Annotated in this window: 16 protein-coding genes; 6 read left to right on the top strand and 10 right to left on the bottom strand. The window is 62.5% G+C overall.

Annotated elements, in window-relative coordinates; genetic code table 11:
- Nucleotides 1–67: 67 nt before the first annotated feature.
- The gene (gene edd, locus X773_RS57425; RefSeq protein ID WP_023677435.1) at nucleotides 68–1,891 is read left to right on the top strand and encodes a phosphogluconate dehydratase; all 1,824 of its coding nucleotides are present in this window, start codon (nucleotides 68–70) and stop codon (nucleotides 1,889–1,891) included.
- Nucleotides 1,892–1,936: 45 nt separating this feature from the next.
- Here edd and X773_RS57420 read toward each other — a convergent pair whose 3' ends face one another.
- From X773_RS57420 to X773_RS57405, 5 genes are all read right to left on the bottom strand, one after another.
- Nucleotides 1,937–3,604 (bottom strand): VWA domain-containing protein, encoded by a 1,668-nt coding sequence (locus X773_RS57420; protein WP_023677434.1) that lies wholly within the window; start codon nucleotides 3,602–3,604, stop codon nucleotides 1,937–1,939.
- A 112-nt stretch (nucleotides 3,605–3,716) separates the two neighbouring features.
- The gene (locus tag X773_RS57415) at nucleotides 3,717–4,715 is read right to left on the bottom strand and encodes a GlxA family transcriptional regulator (RefSeq protein WP_023677433.1); all 999 of its coding nucleotides are present in this window, start codon (nucleotides 4,713–4,715) and stop codon (nucleotides 3,717–3,719) included.
- A gap of 16 nt (nucleotides 4,716–4,731) precedes the next feature.
- A complete protein-coding gene (folD, locus tag X773_RS57410; protein ID WP_023677432.1) occupies nucleotides 4,732–5,631 on the bottom strand; it encodes a bifunctional methylenetetrahydrofolate dehydrogenase/methenyltetrahydrofolate cyclohydrolase FolD in 900 nt (299 codons plus the stop codon).
- Nucleotides 5,632–5,668: 37 nt separating this feature from the next.
- A complete protein-coding gene (locus tag X773_RS79040; protein ID WP_023677431.1) occupies nucleotides 5,669–5,803 on the bottom strand; it encodes a hypothetical protein in 135 nt (44 codons plus the stop codon).
- Nucleotides 5,804–5,839: 36 nt separating this feature from the next.
- Nucleotides 5,840–6,577 carry a hypothetical protein gene (locus X773_RS57405; protein WP_156937359.1) on the bottom strand — a complete coding sequence of 246 codons (738 nt, stop codon included), beginning with the start codon at nucleotides 6,575–6,577 and terminating at the stop codon, nucleotides 5,840–5,842.
- Between the two features lie 228 nt (nucleotides 6,578–6,805).
- On the opposite strand from X773_RS57405, the gene proC reads away from it, so the two are divergent.
- Nucleotides 6,806–7,621 carry a pyrroline-5-carboxylate reductase gene (gene proC / locus X773_RS57400; RefSeq protein ID WP_023677429.1) on the top strand — a complete coding sequence of 272 codons (816 nt, stop codon included), beginning with the start codon at nucleotides 6,806–6,808 and terminating at the stop codon, nucleotides 7,619–7,621.
- A 14-nt stretch (nucleotides 7,622–7,635) separates the two neighbouring features.
- Here proC and X773_RS57395 read toward each other — a convergent pair whose 3' ends face one another.
- From X773_RS57395 to X773_RS57385, 3 genes are all read right to left on the bottom strand, one after another.
- Nucleotides 7,636–8,028: a type II toxin-antitoxin system VapC family toxin gene (locus tag X773_RS57395; RefSeq protein WP_023677428.1), complete on the bottom strand. Its 393-nt coding sequence runs from the start codon at nucleotides 8,026–8,028 to the stop codon at nucleotides 7,636–7,638.
- A complete protein-coding gene (locus X773_RS57390; RefSeq protein WP_023677427.1) occupies nucleotides 8,028–8,270 on the bottom strand; it encodes a type II toxin-antitoxin system VapB family antitoxin in 243 nt (80 codons plus the stop codon). The genes X773_RS57395 and X773_RS57390 overlap by 1 nt, the downstream gene beginning before the upstream one ends.
- Before the next feature lie 86 nt (nucleotides 8,271–8,356).
- Nucleotides 8,357–9,685, bottom strand: coding sequence for an NAD(P)H-dependent oxidoreductase (locus tag X773_RS57385; protein ID WP_023677426.1), 1,329 nt, complete (start codon nucleotides 9,683–9,685; stop codon nucleotides 8,357–8,359).
- A 163-nt stretch (nucleotides 9,686–9,848) separates the two neighbouring features.
- Between X773_RS57385 and X773_RS57380 the strand changes: the two genes are divergently transcribed.
- From X773_RS57380 to X773_RS57365, 4 genes are all read left to right on the top strand, one after another.
- Nucleotides 9,849–11,204: a pilus assembly protein TadG-related protein gene (locus X773_RS57380; protein WP_348625932.1), complete on the top strand. Its 1,356-nt coding sequence runs from the start codon at nucleotides 9,849–9,851 to the stop codon at nucleotides 11,202–11,204.
- A 26-nt stretch (nucleotides 11,205–11,230) separates the two neighbouring features.
- Nucleotides 11,231–11,650, top strand: a complete 420-nt coding sequence (locus tag X773_RS57375) for a TadE/TadG family type IV pilus assembly protein (protein ID WP_023677424.1) — start codon at nucleotides 11,231–11,233, stop codon at nucleotides 11,648–11,650.
- Entirely contained in the window at nucleotides 11,640–12,044 is a 405-nt protein-coding gene (locus X773_RS57370) for a TadE/TadG family type IV pilus assembly protein (protein ID WP_023677423.1), read from the top strand. The genes X773_RS57375 and X773_RS57370 overlap by 11 nt, the downstream gene beginning before the upstream one ends.
- 175 nt (nucleotides 12,045–12,219) lie before the next feature.
- Nucleotides 12,220–13,101, top strand: coding sequence for a YihY/virulence factor BrkB family protein (locus X773_RS57365; RefSeq protein WP_023677422.1), 882 nt, complete (start codon nucleotides 12,220–12,222; stop codon nucleotides 13,099–13,101).
- Nucleotides 13,102–13,206: 105 nt separating this feature from the next.
- Here X773_RS57365 and X773_RS57360 read toward each other — a convergent pair whose 3' ends face one another.
- Together X773_RS57360 and X773_RS57355 are read right to left on the bottom strand one after the other, a co-directional pair.
- Nucleotides 13,207–13,968, bottom strand: coding sequence for a glutamine amidotransferase (locus tag X773_RS57360; protein WP_023677421.1), 762 nt, complete (start codon nucleotides 13,966–13,968; stop codon nucleotides 13,207–13,209).
- An 87-nt stretch (nucleotides 13,969–14,055) separates the two neighbouring features.
- Entirely contained in the window at nucleotides 14,056–15,057 is a 1,002-nt protein-coding gene (locus tag X773_RS57355) for a rhamnose ABC transporter substrate-binding protein (RefSeq protein WP_023677420.1), read from the bottom strand.
- Nucleotide 15,058 lies beyond the last annotated feature (1 nt).

Below are 15,058 nucleotides of genomic sequence, written 5' to 3'. Positions count from 1 at the left end.
CTTGGCTGCAGGTCCCGGCAATAGCCGGAAGGTGTTTGCGGGACCTCGCCTGAAAGGACCGACCGCCATGACCGCAAGACGCGATATCGAAGCCATCACCCAGCGCATCCGTGAGCGCTCCAAGCCCGGTCGCGAGGCCTATCTCGGCCGCATCGCCGAAGCCTCGAACCGCACCGCCAACCGGGCCGTGCTGTCCTGCGGCAACCTGGCCCATGGCTTTGCCGTCTGCAGCCCTTCCGAAAAGGTAGCGCTTGGCGGGGACCGGGTGCCGAATCTCGGCATTATCACCTCCTATAACGATATGCTGTCGGCACATCAGCCTTTCGAGACGTTTCCGGCGCTGATCAAGGATGCGGCGCGCGAGGCCGGCGGCATCGCCCAGGTGGCCGGCGGCGTGCCGGCGATGTGTGACGGCGTCACCCAGGGCCAGCCCGGAATGGAGCTGTCGCTGTTCTCGCGCGACGTGATCGCCATGGCCGCGGCAATCGGCCTGTCGCACAACATGTTCGATGCCGCCGTCTATCTCGGCGTCTGCGACAAAATCGTGCCCGGGCTGGTGATCGCGGCGCTGACCTTCGGCCATCTGCCGGCGGTCTTCATCCCGGCCGGGCCCATGACGACCGGCATTCCGAACGACGAAAAGGCCAAGATCCGCCAGCTCTATGCCGAGGGCAAGGCCGGGCGGGCCGAACTGCTCGAAGCCGAATCAAAATCCTATCACGGGCCGGGAACCTGCACTTTCTACGGTACCGCCAATTCCAACCAGATGCTGATGGAGATCATGGGCCTGCACACGCCTGGCGCTTCCTTCGTCAATCCCGGCACGCCGCTGCGCGACGCGCTGACCAGGGAAGCGACGAAGCGGGCGCTGGCGATCACCGCGCTCGGCAACGCCTACACGCCGGTCGGACGGATGATCGACGAGCGCTCGATCGTCAACGGCATCGTCGGCCTGCACGCCACCGGCGGTTCGACCAACCACACCATCCACCTGATCGCCATGGCAGCGGCGGCCGGCATCGCCACTACCTGGCAGGATATTTCCGACATCTCGGAAGCCGTGCCGCTGCTGGCGCGAGTCTATCCGAACGGCCTTGCCGATGTGAACCACTTCCACGCCGCCGGCGGGCTCGGCTTCCTGATCCGCGAACTGCTCGACGCAGGCATCCTGCACGAGGATGTGCAGACGGTGTGGGGCGAAGGGCTGCGCCCCTACGCGGTCGAGGCCAAGCTCGGTGCGGACGGCGGCGTCGTGCGCGAGGCTTCGCCGCGCGAGAGCGGGGACGAGAAGGTGCTGGCGCCGTTCAAGAAGGCGTTCCAGCCGAGCGGCGGTCTGAAAGTGCTTTCGGGCAATCTCGGCCACGCCGTCATCAAGACATCGGCGGTCAAGCCGGAGCGGCGCGTCATCGAGGCGCCGGCCAAGGTGTTCGACAGCCAGCAAGGCCTGAACGAGGCGTTCAAGGCGGGGTCGCTGACCGGCGACTTCATCGCCGTCATTCGGTTCCAGGGACCGAAGGCCAACGGCATGCCGGAATTGCACAGGCTGACCACCGTGCTCGGCATCCTGCAGGACCGCGGCCAGCATGTGGCGTTGGTCACCGACGGCCGCATGTCGGGCGCTTCAGGCAAGGTGCCAGCGGCGATCCACGTGACGCCGGAAGCGGCGGAGGACGGGCCTATCGCCAGGATCCATGACGGCGATATCATCAGGCTCGACGCCGAGGCCGGGACGCTGGAGGTACTGGTGCCAGCCGGCGATTTCGCACTGCGCCGCCCCGCGGACAGCGACCTCATAGGCAATGAATTCGGCTTCGGCCGCGAGCTTTTCGCCGGGTTCCGGCAGTTGGTGGGACGCGCCGACCATGGCGCCAGCGCCTTCGGTACGGCATGACTTTTCGACCATGGAAGAGCGGCTGGTGGCCGCTCTCCCTTAGATCTACTGAACGGTCAGCTCGGCTCGCGCGCCGGCCCTGACCGTTACCGTGCCTTCCCTCGAGCTGTTGTCCGATTTCTCCGAAACCACCGCGTAGTCGCCGGCCGACAGGGTGGCTTGATACTTCTGGTCGTAGGCGTAGCCGACCGACTTGCGGGTTCCGTCGATGGCCTTCCTGGCCTCGAATATCTCGATCTTCGAGGCCCCTGGCGCGGTTATCGTCAGCATGCCGGCGTTCATCGCGATCTTCAGATCCTGATGGTCGCCAACCTTGACGCTGAACGGCTGCTCGGCCACCGCAAGGTCGACCGTCGCGACCATTACATAATCGTCGGGCGGCAGATCGAACTTGCTGTCCGGACCGTAGGCATAAGTCACCTCCTGCCTGGTTCCGTCGACGTTCTTTTTCGCCTGGAGCACTTTGAAGCCGACGCCCGAACCCTCGGCCTTGTCGCCGCCGGCAGCATAATAGGCGTTGGCGACGATACTCCCGACGCCGACGATGATGTCCTTGTCGATGACCCTGCCGGCGGCAAGCGGGATCGTCTCGATAACCATGCCCTGGCCGATCGTGACCGTCACCTTCTGGTCACCGGCCGGCAGCACGACTTTGGTGTCACCGTAATAGGTCGGCGGGGTGTCGACGCCGGGATAGCCGATTACGACAGCCGCGCCGTCATCAACGTCCGCTCCTTCGCTTGGCCGCGGGTGGATGACCAGCGTGCCGGCATTCAGGTTGAAGTGCGGTTTGGCGACCTGGCCAGGCTCTATCTTGATCTTCTGTTCGGCCCTGGCCTCGCCGGCACGCGCGACGACGATATAGTCGCCCGGCTCCAGATTGCCCTTGTAGGTGCCATATTCGGTGGTGACGGGATCGCCGCGCGTGCCGTCGGAATTCGCCTTGTAGATCTCCCAGGCGTTGCCGTCGGTGACGGGATCGCCACCCTCGGCAAGCACGACGGTGGGCACGAAATTGGACTCCGCCGGCTGGGCGGGCGCCGGCTGGGGAGCAGGCTGCGGGGCGGGAATCGGTTCAGGGGCGGGTGGCGGAGGCGCAACGGTCTCGACGAGGGCGTCCTGCAATGCGTTTTCATCCGACGCTTCGATATATTTGCCGCCGGTATTGTCGGCGAGGCAACCGACCTGCTTGCCCTCGGCCGCCGTCAGGCCGAAGCCGACGACATTGACGGTGAAGTCGACGCCAGCAGCCTCCAGTTCCTTGCCGAGCGCACAGGGATCGCCGCTACATGTCTCGATGCCATCGGTGATGAGAACGACCGTCGCCTTGTCCTCGGTGTATTTCAATGCTTCCGCCGCTTGCTTGACCGCAGCGGTCAGCGGCGTCTTGCCCTGAAATTTCAAGCTGTCGGCCGCGGCTGAGATCGCACTTGCCGAGCCTGCCTGCGGTGGCACGATGAGTTCGATGTCGTCGCAACTGGCCTTCTCGCGATGGCCATAGGCCATGAAGCCTATTTCCTCCTCGGCCGGGACCGATTGCAGCACGTTCCGCAGTGATTGACGGGCGATTTCGAGCTTGGGCTTGCCGTCGATCTGCGCCCACATCGAGCCGGAGGCATCGAGAATGACGATGACGCGATCGGCGGCGAAGCCGAACCCCGTCGTCCGCAGCAACAGGGCCGCCGCAGCGACGCTCTGCACAAATCCCGCCATCAAAAATCTCCCCCGTCAGTCGCCGCCGCTCGGCGCCGGAAAGCTATTTGACGCCGGGTCGCGACACAAGCCCGGACGGAGTACGAAGCTGCGTCGCCTCTCTGCCAAACCCTCAATAGGCCGTGCGGCGTTCCTCGGAAGGCGGCCGGCCGAATTGCAGCCGGTAGCTCTGGGCAAAATAGGAATGCGAGGTGAAGCCGGTGGCGATTGCCACGTCGAGGATCGGCATGTTGGTCTGGCGCAGCAATTCGCGCGCCCGCTCGAGCCTGAGCCGCATATAATAGCGCCCGGGCGTCACACTGAGATGGCGCAGGAACAGGCGCTCGACCTGGCGCACCGACAGGCCCGCCGACTTGGCGAGCTGCACCGCCGACAGCGGCTCGTCGAGATGGTCGGCCATCAGCTCGACGATGCGGCGCAGCTTCTCCGACTTGCCGGTCAGGTCGCGTTCCGGGCCGACGCGCTGGCGGTCCCCGGCCGAGCGGATGCGCTCATGCTGGAACTGGTTGGCGACGCCATTGGCGAGGCTCGAGCCGAAATCACCGCGCACGATCTCCAGCATCAGGTCGATCGATGTGGTGCCGCCGGCGCAGGTGTAGCGCTTGCGGTCGATCTCGAAGACGTTGCCGGTGCAGTTGATGTCCGGAAAGCGTTCGAGGAAGCCGGCGCGGTTTTCCCAATGGATGGTGCAGCGATAGCCATCGAGCTGGCCTGCTTCGGCAAGCAAATAGGAACCGACCGAAAGCGCGCCGAGCGCATTGCCGCGCCGGCCCCAACTGCGCAGCGCTGCCAGCACCTTGCTCTTGCCGGGAAATTCCGTCGTCAGCCCGACCGAGACGAACAGGATATCGACCGGCGGCAGATCGGCAACCGCGTAGTCGATCTTGAGCGGCAGGCCGTTGGACGCCATGACGGCGTCGCCGTCGGCCGACACCGTAGTCCAGCCATAGAAATCGCGGCCGAGCAGCCGGTTCGCCGACCGGAACGTGTCGATTGCCGCGGCCAGCGAGAACATGGAGAACTTGTCGACCAACAGAAACCCGAACTGCCGCCCGCCCTGAACGGGATCATTGGTGACCGGCCGTTCTAAGGGAACAGTGAGGTTCGGCAAGGACGCTGCTTTCTGGTCAGAAGGAAGGCCGTTTCAATCCGGCTGCGAGATAGGCGGAAGCTAGCGTGTTGGCCATCAGCATGGCAATGGTCATCGGTCCGACGCCGCCAGGCACCGGCGTGATGGCGCCGGCCGCCTTCGCTGCTTCGGCAAAGGCGACGTCGCCGACGAGGCGCGTCTTGCCTTCGCCCTTTTCAGGTGCGGCGACGCGGTTGATGCCGACATCGATGACAGTGGCGCCAGGCTTGACCCAGTCGCCGCGGACCATTTCAGACCGGCCGACGGCGGCGACCAGAATATCGGCGGTGCGGGCAAGCGCCGGCAGGTCCCTGGTCCGGCTGTGTGCGATGGTGACGGTGCAGTTGGCGGCAAGCAGAAGATTGGCCATCGGTTTGCCGACGATGTTCGAACGCCCGACGACGACCGCATTGAGACCGGACAGGTCCTTGCCGCGCACGCGTTCGATCAGCAGCATCGAGCCGGCCGGCGTGCAAGGCACGAAGGCGGTCTCGAGTTCGCCGGTGCCGAGCTTGCCGACATTGATGAAGTGGAAGCCGTCGACATCCTTCTCCGGCGCGATGGTCTGGATGATCTTGCCGGAATCGATATGGCCGGGAAGCGGAAGCTGCACGAGGATGCCGTTGATGGCCGGATCGGCGTTGAGCTGGCCGATGATCTTCAACAGGTCCGGCTCGGAGGTTTCGGCCGGCAGCGTGTGCTGAACCGAATGGAAGCCGCATTCCTTGGCGGTGCGGGATTTGGAGGCGACATAGACCTGGCTCGCCGGATCCTCGCCGACGATGACCACGGCGAGACCGGGCTGCCGTCCGCCCTTTTCCGCCAGTTCGGCGGTCAGGGCCTTGACCCGCCGCACCACGTCTTCGGCGACGCTTTTTCCGTCAATCAACTCAGCCATGAACCACCCTCGACGCCTATCGCGTAAGCCTGCCGCGTTAAAACATCCATGCGGCGCGCTCCAGATATCTTTTATGCAGGCCGTTGCCCAGAACCATGCGCTGCGGGCGGACATGCAGCGCGGCATTTTCACGAAAATCGAGCCGGGCAATCCCGTCAATGCGCCGTCCCATGCCGTTAACTCGAAACCGGCATGTTTTATTCGACGCTCAGAAATAGCGGCGGCGCGCGCGGTTTTCGGTGAGCTCGCGAACGACCTCGCGGAATTCGCGCAGGCTGGCGCGGATTTCCTCGATCTGGCTTTGCTGATCGGCGGCTTCCGAGGCCTGATTTGCCTTCCTCGACCAGGCCTGAGTATGGGCCGAATGCGGCGGCGTGGGTTGCTGCGGATAAGGTGCCCGACCGGCATAGAGCGGCTGCGGGTGGAACGCAGGTGGCATCGCTGCGGTGGAATTTGTCGCGGCGGAAGTCTCACCGGACGCCATCTCCTCCGGCGCTCTGCCAGGCATGAGCCGGCTCAGCGCCGACAACACGGCACCGATCGGACCAGGACGTTTGGTACGCGCGACCTCGACCGGCTGAGCGGGAGGCGGCGCTGCCCGGTATGCTGCGTGATCGGCGGAACCGGCATCGGGGCCGCCAAGGGAGCCAGCGGGGTCGAAAAACCCATCGGCAGCTGCAGCCTCTTCCATCAGTATGGTGCCGGCCTTTGGCTCATCAGGATCGGGCTGGCTTATGCCGGCGGCTGCCAACAGGATCGGACTGGCACACGCTTCGCGGCGCGAGCGGGCAAGACGATGGCGTGTGGCGGCATCCTCGCGCCATGACGGGCCTGCGCGGTCCTCTAGCAAAACCAGCGATGCTTCGTCCTCGCCGCGCACCGCCTCGACGAGCGACAGCAAGGACTGCTCGTTCCTCCAGTGTTCACGATTTTTCCTATAAGCCATGGTTTCTGGAGCCTTCCCCTCGGGCTGGGACGTAGCGACCGCCACTGGTTAAGCGATGCTAAACAGGCATAGGAAATAAAAGGTTAATTTGGTCGCCGCGCGGCTGCGCGACTACATACGCATCCCAACCGCAAGGTCGGGGTTTCCGCCTGATCACGGTCCCAACAGGGCTTCCCCGCCCTGCCGCGAACGTCTATGGGGAAGCCATCTCAATATGGGAGGCTTTCGATGACGGTCAGGCTTGTTCTCGCCGGTTGCGGCAATATGGGCTACGCCATGCTCTCGGGCTGGCTGAAAGCCGGCAAGCTGGCTCCGGCGGTGGTGTTCGTGGTCGAGCCCAATGCCGAGTTGCGCAAGCGTGCCGAAGCACTGGGCTGCGCTGCCGGCGCGGATGCTGGCGCCATACCGGCCAACGCCGTGCCGGCCCTCGTCGTCCTTGCGGTCAAGCCACAGGTGATCCGCGACGTCACGGCTGGCTACATCCGCTTCAACGATGGCCGAACCACTTTCCTCAGCATCGCCGCCGGGACGCCGGTCGCCACGTTCGAAGGCATTCTCGGCGACCGCGCGCCGATCGTGCGCTGCATGCCCAACACGCCGGCGGCAATCGGCAAGGGCATGATGGTGGTGTTTTCCAACAGGCTGGTTTCCGAGGACACCAAGCGTTTTGTGGCCGACCTGCTTTCGGCGGGCGGGCAAGTGGCCGATATCGATGACGAGGGCCTGATGGACGCGGTGACGGCAGTCTCCGGGTCGGGGCCGGCTTATATCTTCCATTTCATCGAAGCGCTGACGGTGGCAGCCGAGAAGGCCGGCCTGCCGACCAGGACTGCCAAGCTCTTGGCAATGCAGACGGTCTACGGCGCCGCCTCGCTGGCCGCCGAAAGCGGCGAGGAGCCGGGCGTGCTCAGACAGCAGGTGACCAGCCCCAACGGCACCACGGCTGCGGCCCTTGCAGTACTGATGGGCGAGGACCGGCTGACGCGCCTGCTCACCGAGGCGGTGGAAGCGGCGCGGCTGCGGTCGATAGAGCTGGGGAAGTAACAGCCGGTTGCGGATTACGCGAGGTCGGTATGCGAAAAGTCGTTGCCCTTGTAGAGCAGTGCGGAGCCATGACTTTTTGCGCAGGCATAAGAAAGGCAGTCGGCTAAGTTGAGCTGGGCGGGATGTCCGCGCCCCTTTCCGTAGTCTGAAAACGCCTGGATCGCGAGCTTGGCATCGCTGGCGTCGATCGGCACAATTTCGATTTCGGCTTCGCGAAGAAACGCCTCTATCGCATCTCCGGCGACAACCGGCGGCACGGCAAGCATCGTCGAAAGCCGCATCGCCGCTTCAAGCACCACCAACGCCGAAGTTATCCTCGCGGGCGCTGCCTCAATGCGGTTACTCAACTCGCGGGCATCCTCTTCGCCTGAAAGAATCGCGACAACCACGGAGGTGTCGATGAACATCAGGAATGGCCCCACATCTCATCGATCTCATCCTTCGTCACAGCCCGACCACCTTGGCCTGCCTTGGCCTTGAAGTCGTTGGCAATGGCAGCAAGCCGCTCAGCCAGGGGAATGCGTCCGCTCTCCCGCTTCAACTCGGATTCAAGCGCTTCGATGACCGCTTCGGTCATCGAAATCTTGCGTTTGGCAGCAAGCTCTCGCGCCAGTTCGCGTGCGCGCGGGTCCCTGATCTGAAGATTCATGTGATCGCCTCCGCCTTCATCGTCAATACAATATAGAGAGTTGTAATGACAATGCCAGTGGGCCCGGCCAAAGGCACCGCGACAGCTCACCGGTCGACAGCGTCACGCCCATACAGCATCTCGTCCTGCAGCCGGCGCAAGGCGAATAGCCTGGTCGTCGGGTCGGGCGCGGCATTGTCGGCGGTGAGCAATTCGCCTTTCCTCACCGGTTTCAGCACCTTGCCGCCTTCGAGCAGACCGACCGGCACGGCGCGATGGGCGCGGGCTTCTTCGACGGTCATGGTCCAGGAGCGGTAGCAGGTCTCGCCGATCGCATCGAAAACCTCGCCTGCCGCCAGATCGCGCTTGGCCACGGCGCAGACCTCGGCCACCGGCCGCGGCAGCGGCACCATGTCGGGCTTGCCGTAAAGCGCGATGCGAGCGGCCGTCAGCGGCACTTCCAGCGAGGTCAGATGGTAGGGCCTGAAGAAGCTGTAATAGGGACCGTGGCCGATATGCAGATCGTCCATGCGCTCGATGATGCGCGGATGCGTCGCCTCGACGATGACGAAGACACCGGGCGCCACGCCCTTGCCGACGGTGTAGTCGACGACGCCCTTCTTCGACAGAATGCCGCCCTGCTCGCGCGGGATCAGCACCTTGACCAGCTCGTCGCGATCGGCCTTGGGGCCGTGCATGCCGGGAACGTCGGGCACCAGCCCGGTGGCGTTGGCAATGGCGCACATCTCGACCATGGTTTTCGAGCCGTCGACGAACTCGACCAGCATGCGCGGATTCATGTTGCGGCGCAGCGCCTCCTCGCGGTAGTCGTCGGGAACGGCGTCGTGGTTGAGAGGGTTGTTCTTGCCCTTGCCGGCGGAGACGATGGTGTAGCCGAGCGCCGAGGCGAACTCGATCAGCTCCATGCAGCTCGACGGCTCGTCGCCGGCGCCGACCGAATAGACGACGCCGAGCCGGTCGGCCTGCTGCTTTAGATAGCAGCCGATGGTAACGTCGGCCTCGACATTCATCATCACCAGGTGCTTGCCGTGCTGCATCGCCATCAGGTCGAAATCGGCGGCGACCCCGGGCTTGCCGGTGGCATCGATGACGACATCGATAAGCGGATTGGTGACCAGCATTTCGTTCGAGGTGACGGCGATCTTGCCGCTTTCGATCGCCTGGCTGACCTTCGAAGCGCTGTCCGCTTCGGCTGCCATCGCCTGGTCGCCATAAGCAATGCGGATGGCCTCACGCGCCGTATGCGGGCGGCGCGTCGAGATCGCGCAAACCGAAATGCCCGGCATCAGCATGCCTTGCGTCACCAGGTCGGTGCCCATCTCGCCCGAACCGATAACGCCGATGCGCACCGGGCGGCCTTCCGCGGCGCGCTTGGCAAGATCGCGGGCAAGCCCGGTCAAGGCGACATTGGTCATACTGGAACGTCCACTGCTTTTTGATTTGAAGCGGGAATAGCAGGGAACGGCAACCCATTGCCAATCGAAACCGGCCGCGGCGGTCTTTTCTTGCGCATGACCCCGGAAACCAGAATTGTTCCTATGAAGACATGCACCCGGCCGAAGGACTAACGAGGGTCCTGTGGCGCCAAAGGCCCGCGTTGAAGCGGCGGAACGGGCCGTTAAGCCTGGATGGATCGCAGCCAAGAAATGTACGGAAATTCTTAGTCATTCTTTTATGCAATCCTGCTTTAATAGGGAAATGGACTGGCGTGCCCGCATTTTTAGGTGTTTTTTCCGCGCTATGCGACCGATCGGCGAGAGCGGCAACGTTGCTACTATTTTTGCTCTGTCTTTGCCGATTGTCGTCGGCGGTGCGGGCCTCGGTATCGAGACTTCCTATTGGTATTACAGCAGCCTGAAGCTACAAGCGGTGGCGGATGCGGCCGCCTATGCTGGCGCTTTGGAAAAGGTTTCGGGATCCGACACGCCAAAGATTGTCTCCGCAGCGACAGCGTCAGCGACCACGAACGGCTGGGGACCGTCAGCAGGTACAATAGAGGTCTTCTCGCCTCCGTCAGCCGGTCCAAATGTCGGAAAAAAGGCGGTTGAGGTAGTCGTTCATCAGAACCTCGATCGGTTCTTTACGTCGATATTCACGCAAAACGCAGTTGGCGCACAAGCAAGGGCGGTGGCTCTTATTACGGATGCTTCAAAAGCCTGCATTTTGACGGTCGATCCTTCCGCTTCGAAAGCGGCGCTCTTTTCCGGCAGTTCGACCACAAAACTGACAGGCTGCTCCGTCATGTCGAATTCGATAGCTCCGGACGCCATCAAACTTCAGGGATCGGCAAGCCTTGATGTCGATTGCCTGATATCGGCAGGCGGTGTTTCGTTGAGCAACGTCGTGAAGACCGTTTGCGCCAGCCTGATAACTCAGGCGCTGCCCGCTGCTGATCCTTTTGCCGACCTGCCGGCGCCGCCGGCCACGAACCCTTGTCAAAACGGCAATCAGTCAACCTTGCAACCTGGAACATACTGCAAGGGGCTCAGCTTGAGCGGCAATGTAACCCTCTCGCCCGGGATATACGTCATTGAGGGAGGCGATTTCAAAGCGAGCTCGAATGCAAATATTTCCGGCGAGGGTGTCGTCATTTATCTGGCCGATACCTCCGGCGTTAGCATGAACGGCACGGCGACCGTCAAGCTCAGCGCACCGACGTCGGGCACCTATTCAGGTGTGCTGTTCTATGGCGACAGAGCCAACCTGGCGGGATCCAACACGTTTAATGGCACGGCGGATTCGCTATTGACCGGCGCTCTGTATTTTCCAACACAGGGCGTCAATTATCTCGGCAATTTCTCGGGCAAAGGTGGTTGCACGCAGGTCGTCGCAAGTACCGTGCAATGGTCCGGCAACGCAAACATCATTCAGGATTGCACGAGCCTTGGAATGCGAGACATTCCGGCCACGCAAACCGTTCAGCTTGTCGAGTAGTTTTCGTGGATCGGCTACAAGTCCGGATGTTCCGGAGTGATTCGGGTGTTGCCGCGGTAGAGTTTGCGCTGGTTCTGCCCGCCCTTTGCCTGGTACTTCTTGGCATCATCGACGGCTGGTCTTTTGTCTCGAGCGCATTGTCGATGCGTGCAGGCGTCAAAACCGCGGCGAACCTCGTGATGCAAGGAGCAGTCGAGGATACGACCATCCAAGCTGTCGCTCTTTCGAGCTGGGAAAACCATCCTGATGGCGCGCAGGTGGCAGTGAGCCGGAAATACATGTGCGGGAACATCGTGGCCGATCCATCGGTCCTGTGCGACACTTTGAAAGCCCCCTCGGTCTTCCTCGTAATACAGGCGACAGCCACCTGGTCACCGCCCTTCAGTTTTGGTGCGTTTTCCCTCTCGCGCGAACTCAGTCATCAACAGGTGATTCGTGTCCGCTAAGTCGAGAGCTTTCACGGGGGATGCATCAGGCGGAGCTGCATTAGAGTTCGCGCTGATCGCGCCTTTTCTGATAATGCTTTTGATCGGCATCTTTGCATTCGGCTGGGCTCTGAATGCTATGTCGAGTGTTCGGTACACGCTGGAAACGTCGTCACGTGCGCTGCAAATGAAGAACTCGCTGACGCAGGCCCAGATCCAAGCCATTGCCACGGAAAAATTACTGGATTTGGGATTGAAAGACGTCGATGTAACAATAGCAATCGACGCCCCCAGCGGCGGCTTTCGCATGGCACATCTGACCGCCCAATATGCGTTCGTGATCGAGTTCCCGTATTTCAACCGATATCCGATAAATTATCAGACAACTGTCACAGTTCCCCTGATTGCATCGTGAGCACGTCCCCGGCCAGTCGAGCGGCACCTTTCGCAGGATGTTCGCTGCACGCCGCCTTTATAGGCGATCGCCTTGTACAGCGCGCCGTTGCCGGCTTTGTTCCGGCCGAGCCGCCCACCCCTCGCCCAGCGCTGCGCCGCCGCTACTTGTTTGTTGACAGGCATGCGAGGCCTACATGTGGAATTTGGCAGCAGAGGGCTGGAGGCTCCTCAAGCAGAGCGTCATCGGCTTCATCGACGACAATGCGCTGAGCCATGGGGCGGCGATAGCGTTTTATGCCACGACCTCGCTTGCGCCGATCCTGCTCATCGTTGTGGCTATTGCCGGCATGGCCTTCGGGCACGAGGCGGCGCAACTCGCCCTTTCGGCACAGATCGCTGGCCTGATGGGGCCGCAAAGTGCCGAGCTGCTGCGAGCTACGATCGAAAACGCCTCGCAGAAGGAAGCCGGAACCCTCGCCAGCATTCTGGGGCTGGTCACGCTGTTCGTCGCCGCATCCGGCGTGTTCGGCGAGATGCAGCTGGGGTTGAACGAAATCTGGAAAGTCAAACCGAGCGGGGCAACGATTTCACGAATGGTTCGGGCACGCATTGCAAGCCTGGGCCTCGTCGCGGCGCTCGGCTTTCTGCTCCTGGTGTCGCTGGTCGTAAGCGCTGCAATTTCGGCGCTCGGAGACGTCATCAACGCCTACCTGCCGTTCGGCACCATCATCCTGAGCGCGATCAACGGGATCGTCTCGTTTGCCCTGATCACGCTGCTGTTTGCCGCAATCTACAAGGTGCTGCCGGACCGCAGCCTGCAATGGCGCGATGTCGGCATCGGCGCCGTGGTCACCGGGTTTCTGTTCACCATCGGCAAGTCGCTAATTGGCTGGTATATCGGAACCAGCGCCATCTCATCGTCATACGGCGCGGCCGGCGCCCTGCTCGTCGTGCTGTTATGGGTCTATTATTCGGCCGAGATATTTCTGCTGGGCGCCGAATTCACGCGAGCCTATTCGGTTCGACACGGCAGCCGGTCCGATTTGAAGAACAAGGTGGAATTGCATGACAAATGAGTTCACGCCGAAATTCGACCTCGCCGGCAAGGTGGTGCTGGTCACCGGGGCCTCGCGCGGCATCGGAGGCAGCGGCAGGCAGCCGCACTGGTCAAACCAGCTTTCTCATCCATCGCCGGCGAGCCAACCGACCATGTTCGCCATCAGTCTTCCGTAGAACGGCCATCCGAGGAAATCCTGCGAGAGCCAATGCGGGCCGATATCGGTTGCCCAGGCAATCGTGCGGCCGCGGCCATGGCTACCGACGGCAAGGAGCGGCCAGTCGGTGCCGCGATGGTGGCAGGTCGCCAGAAGCCGGGACGAACCGTCGCGCCTGAATTCCAGCTTGTTCATGCCGAGAATCGGCGGCAAAGGCCCCTCCACCCCGGAAAAAATCGGATGTGACGACTGCAGGATGGAGGCCTGCACGCCTTGCGGCACCTCCATGCCGTCGCAGTAGGGTAGGCAACGGACCGGCAGAACGTCCTCGACCGGGGTGTCGTGGAAACGCGCCGTCCCGAACATGCCCTGAAAGCCCATGTAACCGCCGGCCAGCATCAGCCCGCCGCCACCTTCGACATAGGCCTTGAGCACATCGAGGCGGTTGACGCCGACACGCCCGGCGCGGGCATCCGGCGTCACCAGCAATGTCAGGGCGCCGACGTCGGAGATCACCACCGCCTGATATTGGGCGAGCCCATCGAGGTCATAGGGAAACGCCGCGCTGCAACGCTCGCCGCCGATCTGCGTGACCGCGATGCCTTCAGTGGCCAGCGCGGCATTGAAGGCCGTCGCACCATTTGTCGAGGCCGCACTTGTAAGCACGTCGCTGCCGATGGCAACCGAGGTCGTCGCTGCAAAGGTTTCGCCTGCAAGCAATATCTTCATTGCCGCCCCGCACTGTTTTCATTTCGAGAGGTTTTTGGGAAGGGCGCCGGATGGACCGGCGCCCCCTAGAACTCAAGCTCTATAGGATCAGAATTTGAACTCGGCCAGATTTTCGGGAGTCACGATCTTAGCCGGGCCAAGGATCAGTTCGCCGCCGGCGCCAATCGTGTATTCGCCGAGCCTGCCTGCCGTGAACTTCTCACCCTCCTTGCCGGTGATCTTGCATTGCGCAAACGCCTGGGCCGTCTGATAAGTAAGATAGCCAAGATCGGTGACGTTCCACCAGATATCCTGAGCCGCTTCGTCCTTGATGTATTTCGAGATCAGAGTGGCCGGCGCGAGACCGGTCAGCTTGACCTTGCCGATCATGCCCGCCTCCTCGAGTGCACGCGCGGCCGCCGGAAGGCCGATGCCAGCCGGGACGATGATCACCTTGAGATCGGGAAACGCCTGGACCAGCGCCAACGCCTGTTGCTGGTTGATTTGTTCGCTTTCTTCGCCATAGGCCACCTGCACCAGCTTCATTTTGGAGAACTTCGGCTCGGCCGCCATCTTCGCCTTCATGAAGTCGATCCAGGCGTTCTGGTTGGTTGCCGTCGGCGTCGACGACAGGATCGCGAATTCGCCTTCACCGCCGCTGAGGGCGAATGCACTTTCCAGCATCATCTCGGCGAGGCTGTCGCCCTTCACCTGATTGACGAACACCGCACGCGCATCGGCGGCCACATCGGAGTCATACGAAATCACCCTGACCCCCTGCTGAACGGCGCGCTTCAGCGCAGGCGCGACGGCATTGGCGTCGTTGCCGGCAATTGCGATGACTCCGACCTTCTGCGACACGAGGCTGTTGATGAATTCGATCTGCGCCTCGGCGGTCGCCTGCGATGGGGCGACCTGCGTAGCGGTGCCGCCAATTTCCTTGGCTGCCTCTTGTGCGCCTCCGAAGGCCACTTTGAAGTAGGGATCCGTGTCGAGCTTGGGCAGGAAACCGACCGTTACGGGTTCCTTGGCGCACTCCTGGCTGAAGGCCAGCGAGCTTGGCGCAAGCAGAACCGCGGATGCGAGCAGGGCTAATCTAAACGCTTTCATT

This window comes from Mesorhizobium sp. LSJC280B00 (assembly GCF_000502835.1).
Taxonomy (GTDB): Bacteria; Pseudomonadota; Alphaproteobacteria; order Rhizobiales; family Rhizobiaceae; genus Mesorhizobium.
The sequence above is the reverse complement of the archived record's forward strand: the minus strand, read 5'-3'. Positions and strand labels throughout refer to the sequence as shown.